17 protein-coding genes, 1 pseudogene and 1 riboswitch are annotated in these 20111 nt (G+C 40.4%); of the genes and pseudogenes, 13 read left to right on the top strand and 5 right to left on the bottom strand.

Translation table 11 applies throughout. The features are described from left to right. From AAGC65_RS17475 to AAGC65_RS17460, 4 genes and pseudogenes are all read right to left on the bottom strand, one after another. Nucleotides 1-382, bottom strand: a pseudogene (locus AAGC65_RS17475) (homoserine dehydrogenase); the annotation flags it as partial. Next, a complete protein-coding gene (metX, locus tag AAGC65_RS17470; RefSeq protein ID WP_343113750.1) occupies nucleotides 382-1437 on the bottom strand; it encodes a homoserine O-acetyltransferase in 1056 nt (351 codons plus the stop codon). The pseudogene AAGC65_RS17475 and the gene metX, both read right to left, overlap by 1 nt. Nucleotides 1438-1592: 155 nt before the next feature. Further along, complete coding sequence (locus tag AAGC65_RS17465) at nucleotides 1593-2918, bottom strand: O-acetylhomoserine aminocarboxypropyltransferase/cysteine synthase (protein ID WP_343113749.1); 1326 nt, start codon at nucleotides 2916-2918, stop codon at nucleotides 1593-1595. Between the two features lie 249 nt (nucleotides 2919-3167). Continuing rightward, nucleotides 3168-3278, bottom strand: a riboswitch (SAM riboswitch). Between the two features lie 158 nt (nucleotides 3279-3436). Next, nucleotides 3437-4552 (bottom strand): aminotransferase class I/II-fold pyridoxal phosphate-dependent enzyme, encoded by a 1116-nt coding sequence (locus AAGC65_RS17460; protein WP_343113748.1) that lies wholly within the window; start codon nucleotides 4550-4552, stop codon nucleotides 3437-3439. Nucleotides 4553-4648: 96 nt separating this feature from the next. On the opposite strand from AAGC65_RS17460, the gene AAGC65_RS17455 reads away from it, so the two are divergent. The 7 genes from AAGC65_RS17455 (at nucleotide 4649) to AAGC65_RS17425 (ending at nucleotide 11936) form a co-directional block, all read left to right on the top strand. Beyond that, on the top strand, nucleotides 4649-5170 hold the full coding sequence (locus AAGC65_RS17455; protein ID WP_343113747.1) for a hypothetical protein: 522 nt from the start codon (nucleotides 4649-4651) through the stop codon (nucleotides 5168-5170). A gap of 94 nt (nucleotides 5171-5264) precedes the next feature. Beyond that, a complete protein-coding gene (mqnE, locus tag AAGC65_RS17450; protein WP_343113746.1) occupies nucleotides 5265-6458 on the top strand; it encodes an aminofutalosine synthase MqnE in 1194 nt (397 codons plus the stop codon). A 94-nt stretch (nucleotides 6459-6552) separates the two neighbouring features. Further along, nucleotides 6553-7176, top strand: coding sequence for a histidine phosphatase family protein (locus AAGC65_RS17445; protein WP_343113745.1), 624 nt, complete (start codon nucleotides 6553-6555; stop codon nucleotides 7174-7176). Nucleotides 7177-7190: 14 nt separating this feature from the next. Beyond that, entirely contained in the window at nucleotides 7191-7934 is a 744-nt protein-coding gene (locus AAGC65_RS17440; protein WP_343113744.1) for a menaquinone biosynthesis protein, read from the top strand. Between the two features lie 123 nt (nucleotides 7935-8057). Next, nucleotides 8058-8867 carry a glucose 1-dehydrogenase gene (locus AAGC65_RS17435; RefSeq protein WP_343113743.1) on the top strand — a complete coding sequence of 270 codons (810 nt, stop codon included), beginning with the start codon at nucleotides 8058-8060 and terminating at the stop codon, nucleotides 8865-8867. 226 nt (nucleotides 8868-9093) lie between these two features. Continuing rightward, entirely contained in the window at nucleotides 9094-9573 is a 480-nt protein-coding gene (locus AAGC65_RS17430; RefSeq protein ID WP_343113742.1) for a hypothetical protein, read from the top strand. 161 nt (nucleotides 9574-9734) lie between these two features. Then, entirely contained in the window at nucleotides 9735-11936 is a 2202-nt protein-coding gene (locus AAGC65_RS17425; RefSeq protein WP_343113741.1) for a bifunctional alpha,alpha-trehalose-phosphate synthase (UDP-forming)/trehalose-phosphatase, read from the top strand. Nucleotides 11937-12006: 70 nt separating this feature from the next. Here the strand turns inward: AAGC65_RS17425 and AAGC65_RS17420 are convergent, their stop codons facing one another. Then, entirely contained in the window at nucleotides 12007-13791 is a 1785-nt protein-coding gene (locus AAGC65_RS17420; RefSeq protein ID WP_343113740.1) for a glycoside hydrolase family 15 protein, read from the bottom strand. A gap of 154 nt (nucleotides 13792-13945) precedes the next feature. On the opposite strand from AAGC65_RS17420, the gene AAGC65_RS17415 reads away from it, so the two are divergent. From AAGC65_RS17415 to gyrA, 6 genes are all read left to right on the top strand, one after another. Further along, nucleotides 13946-14581 (top strand): peroxiredoxin, encoded by a 636-nt coding sequence (locus AAGC65_RS17415; protein WP_343113739.1) that lies wholly within the window; start codon nucleotides 13946-13948, stop codon nucleotides 14579-14581. 136 nt (nucleotides 14582-14717) lie between these two features. Then, entirely contained in the window at nucleotides 14718-14915 is a 198-nt protein-coding gene (locus AAGC65_RS17410) for a cold-shock protein (protein WP_290322511.1), read from the top strand. A gap of 117 nt (nucleotides 14916-15032) precedes the next feature. Then, the gene (locus tag AAGC65_RS17405) at nucleotides 15033-16268 is read left to right on the top strand and encodes an MFS transporter (RefSeq protein WP_343113738.1); all 1236 of its coding nucleotides are present in this window, start codon (nucleotides 15033-15035) and stop codon (nucleotides 16266-16268) included. A 51-nt stretch (nucleotides 16269-16319) separates the two neighbouring features. Then, nucleotides 16320-17240 (top strand): oxygen-dependent coproporphyrinogen oxidase, encoded by a 921-nt coding sequence (hemF, locus tag AAGC65_RS17400; protein ID WP_343113737.1) that lies wholly within the window; start codon nucleotides 16320-16322, stop codon nucleotides 17238-17240. Nucleotides 17241-17245: 5 nt separating this feature from the next. Next, the gene (locus AAGC65_RS17395) at nucleotides 17246-17647 is read left to right on the top strand and encodes a hypothetical protein (RefSeq protein ID WP_343113736.1); all 402 of its coding nucleotides are present in this window, start codon (nucleotides 17246-17248) and stop codon (nucleotides 17645-17647) included. Between the two features lie 168 nt (nucleotides 17648-17815). Beyond that, on the top strand, nucleotides 17816-20111 hold a 2296-nt coding region (gyrA, locus tag AAGC65_RS17390), incomplete at its 3' end, for a DNA gyrase subunit A (RefSeq protein WP_343113735.1).

The following is a 20111-nucleotide window of genomic DNA, read 5'->3' as shown; positions in this document are numbered from 1 at the left end:
GGATACTGCCACAAACAGCACCTTCATATAACAACGATGTACCGTATTGATGCTGAATGTCTATTAATTCTTCGAGGTGCAGAGCTATCATTTTTTTACTCGCCGATACTACGTTTTTACCAGACTTTAAAGCCCTTGAAACAATCTCAAACGCAGCTTCGGTATCATTTATAAGCTCAACAATTGTATTGATCTCTGGATTGTTCAGCAATTCATCTTTATCAGTAGTAAATAAATGAGCAGGCAAAGAGCGCTTTTTGTGCGGATCTTTAATAGCGAATTTTACTATTTCGATGTTTAAATTTTTTGTTTTGATGATGTCATACAATCCCTGACCAACCACTCCAAATCCAAATAATCCAATATTTAACTTTTTACTCATTACGCTGTACGTTGTAATTCTATAATTTTTCCTTTTACATCGGTTTTAAAAAACGATGTGATAATATTTGTTAATGCTTCTGTATCAATCAAAAATCCGTCGTGGCCATAAAATGAATCCAGTTCAGAAAAAGCCGATTTAGGGATATGCTTAAACAGGTATTCTTGTTCCTCAATAGGAAACAAAATGTCGCTTTTAATACCAATAACCAGGGTACGCGCTTTGATGAGACTCAAAGCTTTCTCAACTCCATTACGGCTACGGCCCACATTGTGCGAATCCATCGCTTTGGTCAGGTACCAATAGCTGTAGGCATTAAACCTGTTAACCAGTTTTTGGCCCTGATAGTTTTGGTAAGAGCTTGCCCTATAGTTATCAGAAATATCATCACTATTTTCCTGCTGGGTTATACCGTATGGTTTATAACCACGGTAGGAGAGCAGCGCTATGCTTCTGGCTGCTTTAAGTCCTTTTTGGCCACCATTTGGTGTATTAGCATAAAAGGTACGATCGGCACTGATAGCCAAACGTTGTGATTCATTAAAAGCGATGCCCCAGGGCGAATGTTTGGCATTAGTAGCTATCAGGATCAGGTTTTTGATCCGTTCAGGTTCTGTAATGCTCCACTCCATAGCCTGCTGGCCGCCAAGCGAGCCGCCTATCAGCATATGTATGTGATCTATCTGTAAATGATCTGCCAGTAATTGGTGTGCCTTTACCATATCCCTGATGGTAAACTGCGGAAACGCCTGATAATAAGGTTGTCCAGTTACCGGGTTAGTACTTAGCGGATTGGTTGTACCATAAGGAGAACCTAATATATTGGCACACACAATAAAATGCTCTTCCGGGTTAAAAATACTTCCTGAACCCACAAAACCTTTCCACCAGTCAAATACATCGGCATTGGCAGTAAGCGCGTGGCATATCCAAACCACGTTATCTTTTTCTTTATTCAGCCTGCCATAAGTATGAAAACCAATTTCCAGCTCATCTATCTGCTGGCCTAATTCCAGTTCAAATGTTTGTGTATACTTAAATATCTCTGCGTTCATTCTTTTGTTTGTTATTCCGGGAGCGGTTTTAAAAGTTTTGAGTTTTAAGTAGTAAGTTTTGAGTTACAAAAAAACTTATTCAAAACTCATTACTCAGAATCTTTAACTTCTTAACCGCATCCCTTTATAACTTTACTATATCACTTTAAAAAAAACTATACTAATTCTTTACTATGCTGGTTTATTTTGGCAAAAGCCTGTTCAAAATCAGCTTTAATATCATCAATGTGCTCTATGCCTACAGATACACGTAATGATGTAGGTGTAACCCCGGCCGACAATTGCTCCTCATCAGAAAGCTGCTGGTGCGTAGTTGCCGAAGGCTGAATGATGAGTGTTTTAGCGTCACCCAAATTGGCCAGGTGGCTTACCAGTTGCAGGCTGTCGATAAAATTACTTGCCTGTTGTTTATCGCCTTTGATTTCAAATGATAAAACGCCGCCAAAACCATTTTTTAAGTACTTTTTAGCTAATGCGTTGTATGGCGATGAAGCAAGCCCAGGATAATTAACGGAGGCTACCTGCGGGTGTTGATCAAGCCATTTAGCCAATTCAAGCGCGTTATCAACATGACGCTGTACCCGTAATGAAAGTGTTTCTAAACCCTGAATATTAAGCCAGGAGTTGAATGGTGCCTGCGCCGGGCCAAAATCACGCAAACCCTCAACACGGGCACGTATAATATACTGGATATTGCCAAAAGGCCCGCCGATGCCAAATACATCATTAAATACCAAACCATGATAACCTTCAGATGGTTCGGTGAATTGAGGGAATTTTCCATTGCCCCAATTGTAATTGCCGCCATCAACTATCACACCACCAATAGCAGTGCCATGTCCGCCGATCCATTTGGTAGTTGATTGCACTACTACATGAGCGCCATGATCAAGCGGGCGAAATAAATACCCGGCAGCCCCGAAAGTATTATCAACAATTAACGGCAGATCATATTTTTTTGCTAAAGCGCCTACCTTGTCAAAATCGGCAATGGTAAAGCCGGGGTTACCAACTGTTTCCAGGTAAATGGCTTTTGTTTTGTCGTCAATAAGCGCCTCAAAGCTTTCAGCGGTATCATCTTTGGCAAAGCGGGCATCTATGCCAATACGTTTAAAAGCAACTTTAAACTGGTTATAAGTGCCGCCATATAAAAATGGAGAGGTAACAAAGTTATCACCTACCTGAAGTATATTATTTAACGCAATAAACTGCGATGCCTGACCCGATGCAGTTGCCAAAGCCGCAACGCCACCTTCTAAAGCTGCTATACGTTTTTCGAAAACGTCAGTAGTAGGGTTCATGATGCGGGTATATATATTGCCAAACTCTTTTAAAGCGAAAAGATTGGCTCCGTGTTCAGCGTTTTTAAACACGTACGAAGTTGTTTGAAAAATGGGAACCGCACGTGAACCTGTAGTTTGGTCAACCTCCTGACCTGCATGTAATTGAAGAGTTTCGAATTTTAAATTGCTGGTAGACATGATTGTGAAATTTGAAATGTGTTTAATTAATTTTTAACGATTTGGTGGATTTTGGCAACCGGTAAATGATTTTTACCAGTCTACAACACGTATATTTTTCGAGATAGAAAAAGACAAACGTGTTAGGTCAATCAACTGCAGCAACACATGCACATATAGCTAACATTCAGGCTAATATATGATGTTGTACCGTTTGAGGCTTTAGAAATATTGCGTACAGAAATTTTAATTAAACTTTTCATGGTTATAAATTTATATTCCCCGGGGTTATTTTCCGGGACAGGAATTGGCACCTTCTCCAAACTTGGAGGGTTGCCAGCGGGTCATTGAGCCTGATCTCTCGCCGCTTCTTTATAAATCAAAACCCGAACTATTGCGGAGATTTGATCATGGTATTGCTACCAAATATTGTTTCAAAGATAAGGTGATATTACTTAAAATACCAAATTTTATTTTAAAAGAGCTCAAAACCAAGAGCAGAAGACTAAACAGCGGCTCCCGGTTTTGAACATTTTACGCTAACTCAGGGCCTGTTTCAAGTCGGCAATAAGGTCTTCAATATGCTCTAAGCCAACAGAAACCCTAAGCAAATTTCGTGGTGTTTTGGTATCCGGGCCTTCAACTGTAGCACGGTGTTCAATCAGGCTTTCTACACCACCCAGGCTGGTAGCACGGGTAAATAGCTGTAATTTATTAATAACATTATGAGTATCTTCTTCATTACCTTTAACTATAAATGACAACATGCCACCAAATGCCAGCATTTGTTGTTTAGCAATGCCATGTTGCGGGTGCGATGTTAGTCCAGGATACATTACCCGTTCAACCGCCGGATGCTGATCTAAATATTCTGCCAGCAATTGCGCGTTATGCACATGGCCTTTAACCCGGTACGGCAGCGTTTTGATGCTTCGCACTAACATATAGCAATCCATTGGGGAGGGGATGGCGCCACCCATTTCCTGTACTTGGCGTATTTTTTGCCACCAGTCGCTTTTTTCGGCAGTAATTAGTGCGCCGCCCATCAAATCACTGTGGCCACCAAAATATTTAGTTGCCGAATGCATTACCATATCGGCTCCAAGTGCAATTGGCTGTTGGCATATAGGTGTGGCAAAAGTATTATCACAAACAACCTTAATATCATGAGTCTTGGCTATAGCTACCACAGTTTTAATGTCTGTTATTTTAAGCAGTGGGTTTGATGGGGTTTCAAGCCATATTAAACCGGTTTCGGGTTGTATATGCTGCTGTAAAACATCAATATCATTAACATCAATAAAATCAAGGGTTAAAATACCTGCAAACAGATTTTTAAGCTGATTACGTAAGCCGTGGTACATATCGTCGGGTGCAATAATGTGCGTACCAGGCGACAGTGATTGAAATACTGCCATACCCGCTGCATTACCCGATGAAAAAGAAGCAGCGTCAACGCCATTCTCCAGTTTGGCCAGCACACTTTCTAACGAAGCACGGTTAGGGTTTGATGAACGGCTGTAGATATGACCTCCCGGAAAATCGCCGTTAAGTCCGCGTTCAAATGTGGTAGATAATATGATAGGTTGTATTACAGCCCTTGATGATTCATCTGTATGATTGCCCGCGTGTATAGCTATAGTTTCTGTTTTCATTGGATGTAGGATATTTGGCCAAATTAAACAAGATTATTTTAGATAGGGTGTCGCAGCGCAGATAATTTTTGCGTAATATTTAAAAAAACCTTGATCATGAAGACCTTATATCTCCCGCTCATTACTATTCTGCTTTTCGTAAGCAGTTGCAAAAAAGATGGTATAGTTAAGGAAAATGACCTTAACAAAAGTTACCAAACCTGGTTAAGTTATAAAAGCAATATCCATAATTCATACAGTTATACACAATATTATGGCTCAGTTTTCGGTTATGGCACCGAAATAAAAACCGGTATAAAAGATGGTAAATTCATTTCAAGGGATTTGGTTCTGATAAGATACCATTCGGATGGCAGTAATAAAAAGGATACGCTTAAGCAGTGGCATGAAGATGCGACTAACCTCAATACGCATGGGATAGAGGCCGGTGATTTGCTTACCATAGATGATATTTATGAACGATCACGTACGGTGTGGTTAAAGGCCGATACTAAAAGCAACCAGGTTATTTTTGAAGCTAATAATAAAGGAGTAATATCAAGTTGTGGTTATATTCCTAATGGGTGTCAGGACGATTGCTTTAATGGCATAAAAATTACGTCTATTATTCCACTGTAAATTTAATGTCATTACTAACGCCTGATTATTGTAATGAGTAGGTTATAAGGCTTAGTGTTGCGCTTTTTATTACATTTGCGCAAAGTTTTTTTCAATGGAAGCTGAAGGTAATTTACAGTTATTATTGCAAAATCCGGATCTATCCGCTGATTTAAAGCATATTGCCGAAAAAGTACTCAACAATAAGCGTATTAGTTTTGATGAAGGTGTTGTGCTGTATGAGCAGGGCGATCTGGGTTATCTGGGCGTTTTGGCTAACTACATTCGCGAAAAAAAGCATGGTGATAAAACCTACTTCAATCGTAACTTTCATATCGAGCCTACCAATCTTTGCGTTTATGACTGCAAGTTTTGCTCTTATTCACGCTTGCTGAAGCAAAAGGCGGAAGGCTGGGAGTATACTATGGACGAGATGTTCAAGATGGTTACCAAGTATGATGGCGAACCGGTTACCGAAGTGCATATTGTAGGCGGTGTTTTACCGCAGTATGATGTGCCTTTTTACCAGGAGTTTTTTAGTCGCATACGCGCGCACCGCCCTGAACTGCATATAAAGGCTTTAACGCCGGTTGAATATCATTACATATTTAAAAAAGCTAAAATTGATTACGCAACAGGCATGCGCCTGATGCAGGAAGCCGGTTTGGATTCTATCCCGGGTGGTGGCGCCGAGATTTTTCACCAGGAGGTGCGGGACCTTATCGCCAAAGATAAATGTACTGCAGATCAGTGGCTGGATATTCATGAAGAATGGCACAAGTTAGGTGGCCGTTCAAATGCCACGATGCTGTACGGGCATATTGAAAAGTTCTGGCACCGGGTTGATCATATGGAACGTTTACGCCAGCTACAGGATAAAACCGGGGGCTTCCAGGCGTTTATTCCGCTTAAATTCCGTAACCAGGATAACCAAATGTCGCATGTGCCGGAATCAACTGTGATTGAAGATCTGCGTAACTATGCTATATCACGTATTTACCTGGATAATTTTGATCATATTAAGGCCTATTGGGCTATGATCAGCAGAAATACTGCCCAGCTTTCTTTAAACTTTGGTGTTGATGATATTGATGGCACGCTTGATGATACCACCAAAATATATTCAATGGCCGGAGCCGAAGAGCAGCATCCGGGCATGAGCACCAAGCAATTGGTAGAGCTGATCAAAAATGTAGGAAGGCAAGCCATTGAACGCGATACCCTATATAATGTAGTTACCGATTTTACAAATTTTGAATTTCCAGAAGAAAGCAAGCCAAAGTACTATAAATTGCCGGTCATAAATTAAGCTGGAAAATGCTTAAAGCTGAAGACTCAAAGCCCAAGGCCGATTTGCTATGAGCTTTAAGCCCTGGGCTTTTTGCTTTACGCTTACAAAAAGAATGATAGAAAAAACCTTATATATTGTACGGCACGGCCAAACAGAACTTAACCGTCAGGGTATAGTTCAGGGTCGTGGGATGGATACTGATTTAAATGACGAAGGGAGTAAACAAGCCTCACTGTTTTATGAGACATACAAAGCCGTGCCTTTTGATAAAATTTATATATCAGCATTAAAACGTACACAGCAAAGTGTTCAGCCTTTTATCGACCTGGGTATCCCTTATCAAAAATTATCGGGCCTTGATGAGCTGGCTTGGGGAATACACGAAGGGCAGCCAAGCACTACGCAAAATAAGGCTGCTTTTTTACAAATTATGCGCGATTGGCTCGACGGCCGGTTAGACAGCAAGTTTGAAGGTGGTGAAAGCCCCAATGAGGTAGAGATCCGTGAGCGTGAAGCATTGGACGTGATCATGAGCCACTCCGAAGAAAAAAATGTATTAATATGTATGCATGGCCGTGCCATGCGTTTATTACTGTGTATACTTAGTGGCTTACCCCTTACCGCTATGGAGACTTTTCCGCACCAAAACCTGGTTTTGTACAAGGTGGAATATGATGGTGAAAAATTTGAGATCACCGATTTTAATAATGCCGAACATTTAAAACAACAATCCTGAAAGAGAGCGTTTCTGTGAATAAAATACGAATATCAGCTGTAAGCTACACGAACACCAAACCCTTTATATACGGCATAGAACATAGTGGAATATTAGACAAAATTGAATTGAGCCTGGATATGCCGTCAGACTGTGCTCAAAAACTGATTGATGATGTGGTTGATATCGGGTTGATCCCGGTAGCCGCTACCCTGAACCTGCCTCATTGGGAAATAGTATCTGATTATTGCATTGGCGCCGTTGGCGCTGTAAATTCCGTTTTTATTTTCAGCAATTGTGATGTTAAGGATATAAAATACCTGCAACTTGATCCGGAATCTCGCTCATCAAATAATTTGGGACTTGTACTACTGAAAAACTATTGGAAAGTTAGTCCTGAATTGATCAGGAATGCTCCGGATTACTCGCACTCTACCGAAGCCAATACCGCTTTTGTGCAAATAGGCGACCGTACCTTTGGTAAAAAAGAGCAATACAAATATGTATATGACCTTGCCGAGGAGTGGCAAAAGTTTACTGGTCTTCCCTTTATGTTTGCCGGCTGGATTGCTAATAAGCCCATCCCTCAGGATTTTATGGATGAGTTTAACGCGGCACTTAAATATGGCCTCGATCACCGTGCTGAGTTATTTGAAGAATTGCCTATGCGTGATGATTTTGATTTGCAGGATTATCTGATGCATAAAATAGATTTTGATTTAACAGCAGATAAAAAGAAAGCACTTTATATGTTTTTGGATTATATAAAGACGCTATAATTAATAGCAACCACTTTAAAAAGAGACGCTTAGTGCGTCTCTTTTTGTTTATACAGATTTAATTTTTAAAACCTTATTGTATAAAATACATTGGTTATATTGAAACATTTAAATCTGTAATAAATGAACCCATCACCAACATTAAAAGGACAGGCCGCCCTGGTTACCGGCGGAGATAGTGGTATTGGCAAAGGCGTAGCCCTTGCATTAGCTGCTGCCGGCGCGAAAGTAGTTGTCAATTTTGCACATAACCAGGCTGCTGCTGAAGCAACCGTGAATGAAATAACAGCCGCGGGCGGAGAAACTATTGCTGTTCAGGCTGATGTAAGCCAGGAAAGCGAAGTAAAGGCCATGTTTGCCCAGATGTATGCTAAATATGGCACTATCGATATTTTAATAAATAATGCTGGCTTACAAAAAGATTCCAAATTTATTGATATGACGCTGGAAGACTGGAATACGGTGATCGGTATTAACCTTACCGGTCAGTTTTTATGTGCAAGGGAAGCGGCGCGTGAGTTTATACGTAGGGGTGTAGTTGATGGGTTAAGCCGTGCAGCAGGTAAAATCATATGTATGAGTAGTGTGCATGAGGTTATTCCCTGGGCTGGTCACGTTAATTACGCGGCCAGTAAGGGCGGTATTAGTATGTTTATGAAAAGTATAGCACAGGAATTAGCTCCGCATAAAATAAGGGTAATGGGTATTGGGCCCGGCGCTATACAAACACCTATCAATAAAGCGGCATGGGATACCCCGGAAGCATTAAACAATTTGCTCACGCTTATACCTTACAACCGGATAGGCGTACCCGGAGATATTGGAAAACTTGCTACCTGGCTTGCATCTGACGAGGCTGATTACATTACCGGCATCACTATTTTTATGGATGGCGGCATGACTTTGTATCCGGGCTTTGCGGATAATGGTTAAATTAAGGTTAAAATGGTGTGAAAAATCGGTTTAGCAGAACGCAAACCGATTTTTTTGTGTCTTTTAAATTGATGATATTGTAAATTATACACTAAGTAGTTTATTAAAATTTAAATTTTTTATTATAAAACTCATATAATTATTAAATATTCATAAAAGTTAAATTTTATTTGTCAGATTGCTAATCTTGCCATACTTTTGTTATGGATTTAAAATTTAAAACAACATGAAAAAGATATTTTTAACAACCGCAATTGCCGCTTTATTAAGTGTTAATGTATTTGCTGCCGATGGCGCTAAAAAAGTAGATGGTGGAACTAATGTTTCTTACATCGCTTTACACGGTTTCACAATTGATTTTGCTGATGCAAAAGACGTTACCTGGAATGTAACTAAAAACACTCAAAAAGCTACCTTTACTGTTGATGGCGTTAAAAAGACAGCTTTCTACAACCTTAACGGTGAGTACTTAGGTGTAACTCAAAGAGTTGACGAAAAAGCTATCCCAGCTAAAACCTTAAAACAAATTGCAAAAGATTACAAAGGTTACAATGTAGGTGAAGTTATTGTTTACCAAGCTAATACTGATTTAAACGATAGCATTGATGAAACTTCATACTTTGTTGATCTTAAAAATGATACTCACGAAGTATTGGTAAGAATCACTCAGCAAGGTAACCTGGAGTTTTTCCAACAAGTAAGATAATTCTTATAAAGTTTTCATAAAAAAGCCCTCCTGATATTCAGGAGGGCTTTTTTTATATTCAAAAAATCAAGATTTCTTAGCTTATTACTACCAGCAGGCAAACAAATTGGCTGTTTTTACCTTTATTAATAAGTATATAATTATTAATATAAAGTAATAACATGTCTAAGACCATCATTGTTTCTAACCGGTTACCAGTTAAAATTTCAAAAGCAGATAACGAATATATTTTATCACCAAGCGAAGGAGGTTTAGCTACCGGTTTAGGTTCAATATATAAACAAGGTGATAATGTGTGGATCGGTTGGCCCGGAATTGAGGTTACCGATCAAGAAGATAAAGACCACGTTCAGCATCAATTAAAAGAATTAAGCCTTATTCCTGTATTTCTCGATCAGGAAGAGATCAATCAGTATTACGAGGGCTTCTCTAACGAGGTATTATGGCCGGTTTTTCATTACTATGCCTCTACTTACGCAAACTATAAGCAATCAAACTGGGATTATTACCAGGCTGTGAATCAAAAGTTCCGGGATATTATTTTAAGCGTTGCCGAGCCTGGCGATATTATCTGGATACATGATTACCAATTGCTATTGCTACCCGGTTTGGTGCGTCAGGAACTTCCGGATGTTTCTATCGGATTTTTCCTGCATATACCATTCCCTTCACACGAAATGTTCAGGCTTATTCCCTGGCGGTCAGAACTATTGGAAGGTATGTTAGGGGCCGATCTTATTGGCTTGCATACGTTTGATGATGTACGCCATTTTTTAGGTGCAGCAACCCGTATTTTACCGGTAAACAGTTCGTCAAATATCATTACGATGGACGATCGGTCAATAGTAGTTGAGTCATTCCCAATGGGGATTGATGAAAGAAAATACGCGACTTTACCCTTACAGGCCGATGTTCAGGAACAGGTTGAACTGATCAGAAACAATTTTAAGGATAATAAATTGATCCTGTCTATCGACAGGCTTGATTATAGTAAGGGAATTCTGCAACGCTTGCAGGCTTTTGAACTCATGTTGCAGCTATGTCCTGAATGTATCGAAAAAATAGCGCTTTATATGATCGTGGTACCTTCGCGTGACACCGTTCCGCAGTATGCTCACTTGCGCGATGAGATTGATAAAAAGGTGGGGAATATCAATTCCATATACCGAACAATGGATTGGACTCCTATACATTATTACTACCGTTCATTCCCGATCGAGATGCTTTCGGCATTATATTACACCGCTGATGTTTGTTTAGTAACCCCCATGCGCGATGGCATGAATTTGGTAAGCAAAGAGTATGTGGCAAGTAGAATTAATAATGATGGAGTGTTGATTATGAGCGAAATGGCTGGATCATCTAAAGAATTAATTGACGCCATTATTGTTAATCCTAATAACACCGGAGAGGTTTGTCGGGCCATTTTGCAAGCCATTAAAATGCCACTTGAAGAACAAAAAAGGAGGATGGCTCCAATGCGTCAGTTGGTGGCCAAATTTAATATATCGCACTGGGTTAAAATTTTCATGGATCGTTTAAAAGAGGTTAAACTCATGCAGCGATCTATGCAGGCCCGCCACGTGAGCATGACTACCGAGCAATCTATAGTAAACCGGTACATTAAAACAAAAAAACGGATCATCTTTTTAGATTATGACGGAACGCTGGTAAACTTTAAATCCGACATTGACCAAGCCAGCCCAGATAAAGAATTGTATCAAATAATAAACAAACTGGTAGAAGATCCTGCCAATCAGGTAGTACTGATTAGTGGCCGTAAGCATGAAAATCTGGATGAATGGTTCAGCGATACGGATATGTACCTTATTGCCGAACATGGTTCATGGTTTAAAAAGCAAAATACCTCATGGCATAAAATACCGGGATTATCTGATCAGTGGAAACATGATATTTATCCGATCCTGGAAACCTACGTTGATCGCACTCCGGGCTCGTTTATTGAAGAGAAAACCTACTCATTAGTTTGGCATTATCGTAAGGCGCCGAGTGGCTTAGGCGAGCTTAGAGCGAGCGAGCTGATGAATAACCTGAAATATCTGGCCAGTGATAAAGGTTTACAGCTACTGGCTGGGGATAAGGTGCTGGAAGTAAAGAATATGGATATTAATAAAGGAAAAGCTGCTTTAACTTTAACAGAAGGCAAAGATTACGACTTTATTATTGCCTTTGGCGATGACTACACCGATGAGGATATATTTAGAGCGTTACCAGAAAGTGCAATAACTATCAAAGTAGGCAGCAATTTATCTGCTGCCAAGTTTTATCTGCGTAACCCTACAGAGGTGCGTAAGTTGTTAACCAGTTTTGCTAAAAACACAACTCAGGAACCTGTATTATAAGGGTATATAACCAAAACAAAAGGGCAGTATTAACACCGCCCTTTTGTTTGCTATTATTCAAGGAGTGATATTATAAAAACACCGGCCTGTCTAACTTCATAGCTATACGGTACGCTGCATTCATCAAACCTACGTGACTATAGGCCTGAGGGAAATTACCCCATTGACTTCCGGTTTCTTCATCAACATCCTCACTAAATAATAGCAGGTGATTGGAATATTGCAGCAGATTGGCAAACTCGCGCTGGGCATCATCAAGGCGGCCAACACTGGCCAGCGCCTCTACATACCAAAAGGCGCAGATCAGAAAAGTTGTTTTGGGTTTACCAAAATCATCGGTATATAAATATCTGTAAAATAATCCGTTAGGGGTTTTTAGTTCTTTTTCCAGTGCAAGTAAATGATTCTTAGCTCTTTCTGATGCAGGGTCAAGGTAATTCATCATGATCAACTGTAGTGTGCTCGCATCAAGGTTAGGGCTACCGGCAGAGTTGGTATAAACTTTTCTGACCGGGTCATAGCAGCTTTCAATATGCGCGGCTGCACGTTCTTTCAGAGAAATGGCCCGGTCAATAAGTTCCTGGTTTTCAATAGTGCGTGCCATTTTTTCGGCTGCCGAAGCGCCTGCCCACTGAAACAAATTACTATAACAGTGTATATTGGCCATGTTCCTGAACTCCCATATACCTGCATCTTTTTCGTCTATGGTATGCTCCATTTTCTTTAGCAAAAATTCTATCCATTTTACCGAGTCTTTTCGCTCTGAAAAAACAAAACGGTGATCTGTATACAGTGGGAGCAGGGATATCATTACCTGGCCATAAATATCATTCTGAATATGCTCATACGCCTGGTTACCAATACGTACCGGCTGATTATTCATATAACCATCAAGATCGGTAAGTATTTGTTCTACCAGATCTTTTTTGCCGGTTATGCCGTACAGCGGCTGATAGCGGTCGGTTTCAGAAAAGGATATATCGGTAACATAACTAAAATATTTTTCCATTTCCTCAAAATGGCCAATGTGATTTAAGGCGGTTATTACGTAGTAAGTATCGCGCAGCCAGCAGTAGCGGTAATCCCAGGTACGGCCGCTTCCCGGCGATTCTGGTAAGCTTGTGGTACTTGCCGCTATTATCGCCCCGGTATCTTCAAACTGGTGTATTTTTAAAGCCAATCCTGACCTGATCACGAAAGGCTGGTAATAAGTTGCTATAGATGAGTGTTTGATCCAGGTGCGCCAGTATTGAACGGTTTCAGACAAAAATCTTTCGGCAGTTGATACCAGCGCTGCTTCCAGTGGTTCACCGTAGGTTAGGGCCAGGTATTTAACCTCATTCAGCACAAAGGCTTGTTCGTCAAAAACGTAGCTTATAGGGATATTTGTGGTAAGCCTCATGCTTTCTTCGCCGCCCAGGTATTGGATATGGTTGCTGCCCCGGTTAACATTTAGCTTTACCGCGCCGTATTCTGACACCGGCTCACATTTAACAATAACCCTTGGCGAACCCTCAATAGCCTCAATTTTCCTGAACAACATTAAAGGCTTGTAATAGCGTTGATGCTGGTAAAAGCGTGGAGCAAAGTCCGTTACTCGGTATTTACCACCGCTTTTAGGGCTAATTTCGGTTATCAGAACGTTGGTGTTTTCCAGGTAATGTTGCTGCGATGTGTATTCACCTTCAGGAAGGATCGAAAATTCGCCACCTTTCTTTTTATCCAGCAGGCCGCCAAAAATAAAGGTACTGTCAAAGCGGGGCCAGCAAAGCCAATCAACATTGGTGTTTTTATTGATGTGCGCCAAAAAAGCGCAATTGCCAATTATTCCGGTATCGTAGGTATGTCTGTCCATTAATATTTACAGTTTATTATTTATGCAAAACTGTTCAACAATAAACCCTGTGTAATGTTGGCGTCATATACAGTATATTTTTTACTAAATTTTGATTTTTTAAGTATTGCATACTAACTTAGTAGACATTTATTACATATAAAAACGAACAATCATGAGTTTAAGATTAGGCGATAAAGCCCCAAATTTTACAGCAAAAACATCAGCTGGAGACATTGATTTTTATGAATATCTTGGCGATAGCTGGGGCGTACTATTTTCTCACCCAGGCGATTATACCCCAATTTGTACTACAGAGCTTGGCAAAACCGCGGCATTGAAAGATGAGTTTGCTAAACGTAATGTTAAAGTTTTAGCATTAAGCGTTGATTCGGTAGAATCACACCACGGATGGATAAACGACATTAATGAAACACAAGGAGTTGAGGTAAATTTCCCGATCATTGCAGATGAAGACCGTAAAATATCTGAAGCCTATGATATGATCCACCCAAATGCGTCGATTAACGCAACTGTAAGGTCGTTATTTATCATCGGGCCGGATAAAGCCGTTAAGCTAATTATTACTTACCCGGCATCAACCGGCCGTAATTTCCAGGAAATTTTAAGGGTGATCGATTCTTTACAATTAACAGCCAATTATAGTGTAGCAACCCCGGCTGATTGGAAAGACGGCGAAGACGTTGTGATAGTACCGGCTGTAAAAACAGAAGACATCGCGGCCAAATTTCCAAAGGGTTATAAAGCTGTAAAACCCTATTTAAGAATAACGCCACAACCAAACAAATAATTTTATTTGGTTTATTAATTATTTTATATATTTGAAAAAGGCAGGCTTATCTATTCCTTCTGATTATTAAACCCATTTTATTTTCAGTTTGGCTTTAGTTTAATCTAACATGAATTTTTAATATGATAATATAATTATGAAAACTGGAAAAGTAAAATGGTTTAACACACAAAAAGGTTACGGTTTTATTGTTACCGATGACGGTAAAGATCTTTTTGTACACTTCAAAGACGTACAAGGCGGCGTAAATGCCATTAAAGATAATGATGAAGTTACCTACGAAGTGGAAGAAGGAAGAAAAGGATTGCAGGCAGTAAACGTAAAAAAAGTATAGTTAACCAAAGTATTAGCAAAAAACCTCTGTGTCAAGCAGAGGTTTTTTTTTGGCTTAAAATTTTTAAGTGTATATATAATTCTGCTACATTCGCCGTTTTAAACCCCTATGATAAATATGAATAATACATCAGTTTCTGAAAAACTCACAAGGAATGCTATTTTCCTTGTTCTTGTTGCCTCTCTTGGCTATTTTGTTGATATATATGATTTACTTGTTTTTTCAATAGTGCGCAAGAGCAGCCTGCATGCTATTGGTGTTTCTGATGCCGATATGTTGGCCAATGGCCAATTTATTATCAACGTACAAATGTTTGGCTTACTGTTAGGAGGCATTTTGTGGGGCGTTATTGGTGATAAATTGGGGCGTATAAAAGTGCTTTTCGGTTCCATATTGTTATACTCTGTAGCTAATTTTGCTAATGCCTATGTTACCGATGTAAATATGTATGCCTTGATCCGCTTTATTGCAGGTATAGGTCTTGCCGGTGAGTTAGGAGCTGGTATTACTCTGGTAACCGAAACCCTAAGTAAAGAGAAACGTGGCTACGGAACAATGATTGTGGCTGTAATTGGCCTGTTTGGCGCTGCAGCAGCTGTAATGGTAGCTAAACATGGTTGGCAAAATGCCTACAAAGTAGGAGGCGGGCTTGGTATACTTTTATTATTGCTTAGGATCGGAACCTTTGAATCGGGCATGTTTAAGAACGTGGAGAAATCGTCAGTATCAAAGGGCAATTTCTTTATGTTGTTTAACAATTGGGGCAGGTTCAAAAAATATATGTACTGTATTTTAATTGGCGCGCCGCTATGGTATGTAGTAGGGGTGCTGGTTACTTTTAGCCCTGAGTTTGGCGTGGCTTTAAAGGCAAAAGACGCATTGAGTGCCGGTGATGGCGTACTGTACTGCTATATAGGTATAGCTGTTGGCGATATATTTGCAGGGGTACTTTCTCAGATCACAAGGTCAAGAAAACTGACTATGGTGGTGTTTTTATTGGTTTCGATAGTGAGTGTAGCCTGTTATTTAAGTGCCGAAGGCTTAACAAGTCAACATTTTGTTTGGTTATGCTTTTTCCTGGGTTGTACTGTTGGTTATTGGGCAACCTTTGTTACCATTGCCGCCGAACAGTTTGGTACCAATATACGCGCTACAGTAACTACAACCGTTCCAAACTTTGTGCGGGGCTCACTTATCCCTATTACATTAGCGTTTAATGCGTTTAAAGGACACTACGGAATGATCACCAGTGGTTATATCATGATGGGGATACTTACGCTTATAGCGCTGCTTTCATTAAGCCAGTTGAAGGAAACCTTCGGTAAAGATCTGGATTACGCGGAGATTAGTTAAGTTTGAATTAATTATTGAATCATTTTCAATAATCCAGTAAATCAATAATTAATGATTAGTAAAGAACAAATATCGGCCGATTATCAGCTAATACAAGATGAGATATGTGCTGCTCTTGAGCAGGTTGATGGAAAAGCTAAGTTTGAGCAGGAACTGTGGGAACGTGAAGGCGGGGGTGGCGGCCGTACACGCATTATCCAAAATGGTAATATTTTTGAAAAGGGTGGTGTAAACTTTTCGGCTGTGCATGGTCAGCTTTCTGAAAATATGAAGAAAGCATTGCAGGTAGAATCGGATGATTTTTTTGCAACCGGCGTATCTATCGTGATCCACCCTAATCATCCTATGGTGCCTATCATTCACATGAATATCAGGTATTTTGAAATGCCATCATCATTTGGTGGTGAAAACAAGCCTATAAGGTGGTTTGGCGGTGGTATTGACCTTACACCTCATTACATTATTGATGATGATGCCTGGTATTTCCACAACAGCCTAAAAGCGGTATGCGATACCTATTACCATGATTTTTACCACCGGTTTAAGTTATGGGCCGATGATTATTTTTTCATCAAGCACCGTAATGAAACACGCGGCATAGGCGGCATATTTTACGACCGCTTAACGGCAAACGACGATGATTTGTCATGGGATACTATTTTTGAATTTTCAAAGGTACTTGGCCGTTCGTTTATTCCGGTATACACTGAATTGGTTGAACGTAACCGTAATAAGCAGTTCACGCCGCAACAACAGGAATGGCAATACCAACGCCGCAGCCGCTATACAGAGTTTAACCTCGTATATGATGCGGGTACTAAATTCGGACTGGAAACCAATGGTCGTATCGAATCCATACTGATGAGTTTGCCACCCACCGCCAAGTGGTTATATAACTATCAGGCAGCAGCAGGCAGCGAAGAAGAAAGAACTTTGCAGTTGCTTAAAAAAGGCATTAACTGGGCCGAATAAGCGCTATGAAAAAGACCATCTTCCCTTTTTTAATGATTGTTGTTTTATGTTCATTCATGAATGGCAATAATCCGCTTCAGGGCGTTTGGGAATATAGGGGAGGATTGGTCAACGGGAAGGTGGATGATAGTGTATCTAAGGCTTATAAATTACAGCGAACTTATGATGGATTGCATTATCAGGCCCTGGTAATTGAAAAAGGGGCAAAATCATTTGTTTACGAAAAAGGTGATTATAAATTAATTGCCGATACTTGTTTTGAAACCCAGACCTATTGCAGTCAGCCTTCTAAATTATTAGGCAAAACCGTAAAATATATTTATATAGTTAGCAAGGATACACTCAAGCTGCAAGCCACACTACCCAATGGCAATCTGATCGAAGACCATTGGGTAAAAGTTCGATAGTTTATTGGCCATCAATATCATCATTTAAGGATTATTGAACCAGTAAACTATCGTACTAATGAACCAAAAAAATGGCGCAATAATCAACTATTTTCTTAACTTCGCAGGTCGCATAAAAAACACTTTTTGCATGCGCGATTATAGAGAAGATTCCACAAATTAATAAAAATGGCCGAAGGAACAGAAAACGATAATTCATTAAGCGAAGACAGAATAATTCCAATAAATATTGATGAGGAAATGAGATCAGCCTACATTGATTATTCAATGTCGGTGATTGTTTCCAGGGCATTACCCGATGTCCGCGACGGTTTAAAACCCGTTCACAGGCGTGTGTTATACGGCATGCTTGATCTGGGTTTAAATAACAATAAGCCCTATAAAAAATCGGCCCGTATCGTGGGTGAGGTAATGGGTAAGTATCACCCGCATGGTGATAAATCTGTATACGATACGATGGTACGTATGGCCCAGGAATGGAGCCTGCGCTACCTTTTGGTTGAAGGACAGGGAAATTATGGTTCAATAGATGGCGATGAACCGGCGGCAATGCGTTATACAGAAGCTCGTTTGCAGAAACTGGCAGAAGAGATGCTGGCCGATATCAATAAAGATACCATTGATTTTCAATTAAACTTTGACGACTCTTTAGAGGAGCCAACCGTTTTACCTTCTAAATTCCCTAACCTGCTGGTTAACGGAGCATCAGGCATCGCGGTGGGTATGGCTACCAACATGGCGCCGCACAATTTGTCGGAGGTGATTGATGCTACTATCGCATTGATCGATAACCGTCAGATTGAGGTTGCCGAGTTAATGAAATACGTAAAAGGTCCTGATTTTCCTACCGGAGGTATTATTTATGGCTTTGAAGGCCCGCGCGAAGCGTTGGAAACCGGCCGTGGCCGGGTGGTGATCCGTGCCCGTGCAGAAATAGAAACTCACGGCAGCGACAGGGAACGTATTGTGGTTACTGAAGTACCTTACCAGGTAAACAAGGCGCTCATGATTGAGCGTACTGCCGAACTGGTTAACGATAAAAAACTGGAAGGAATATCTGCCATCAGAGATGAATCAAGCAGGGAAGGTATCCGTATAGTTTATGAAATTAAACGGGAAGCCAATGCAGCTATTGTATTAAACAACCTGTTTAAATATACAGCCTTACAAACTTCATTCAGTGTAAATAATATCGCGTTGGTTAATGGCCGCCCGATGATGCTGAACCTGAAAGATCTGATACATCATTTTGTTGAGCACAGGCACGAAGTAGTTATACGCCGTACCAAATATGAACTGAACGAAGCCGAAAAACGCGCACACATATTAGAAGGCTTGTTGATAGCCCTTGATCATTTGGATGAGGTTATCCGCCTGATCCGTGCATCACAAACGCCTGATGAGGCCAGGGAAGGCTTAATGAACCAATTTGGTTTAAGTGATATTCAGGCCCGTGCTATATTGGATATGACGCTGCGCCGGTTAACCGGACTTGAACGCGATAAGATCAAGGATGAGTATGCCGAATTAATGAAGTTGATTGAGCACTTAAAAGCAATTTTAGCTGACGAAGGACTGAGGATGCAGATCATTAAGGATGAGCTTTCAGAAATTAAAGATAAATACGGTGATGAGCGCCGTACCGAAATGGTTCACTCATCTGCCGAAATGCAAACGGAAGACTTTATTGAAGACGAAGACGTAGTAATCACCATATCACGTGAGGGCTACATCAAACGTACACCGTTAACAGAATATCGTCGTCAGGGCAGGGGTGGTAAAGGCGCTATCGGCAGCAACAGCCGCGATGAGGATTTTATTGAACACTTGCTGGTTGCCTCAAATCATAACTACATGCTGTTCTTTACCGAGTCGGGGCAATGTTACTGGCTCAGGGTATTTGAAATTCCGGAAGGCACACGCACCTCAAAAGGCCGGGCTATCCAGAACATCATCAATATTCCAAAAGAAGAAAACATTAAGGCATACATCAAACTGATTAGCCTTAAAGATCAGAACTACCTGGAGAATAACTTCATTATCATGTGTACCAAAAAAGGTACCATCAAAAAGACCTCACTTGAGGCTTATTCCCGTCCGCGTGCTAATGGTATCAATGCTATTAACATTAATGAGGGCGATTCATTACTGGAAGCAACCTTAACTACAGGCAGCAGCGAAATTGTAATGGCGCTGCAATCGGGTAGGGCCATTCGCTTTAACGAATCAAACGTTAGGCCGATGGGACGTACTGCTACCGGTGTGCGTGGTATTACGCTTGACAGTGATAATGATGAAGTGGTAGGTATGATCAGTATTGATGACGCAGAAACAACAGTTTTAGTAGTATCAGAAAAAGGATACGGCAAACGTACCGATATTGACGACTACAGGGTTACCAATCGCGGTGGTAAAGGTGTAAAAACTTTAAATATTACTGAAAAAACCGGAAACCTTGTTGCCA

It is taken from the genome of Mucilaginibacter sp. (genome assembly GCF_039207105.1).
Taxonomy (GTDB): domain Bacteria; phylum Bacteroidota; class Bacteroidia; order Sphingobacteriales; family Sphingobacteriaceae; genus Mucilaginibacter.
Note: the sequence above shows the minus strand (reverse complement) of the source record. Positions and strands in the feature narration are given on the sequence as shown.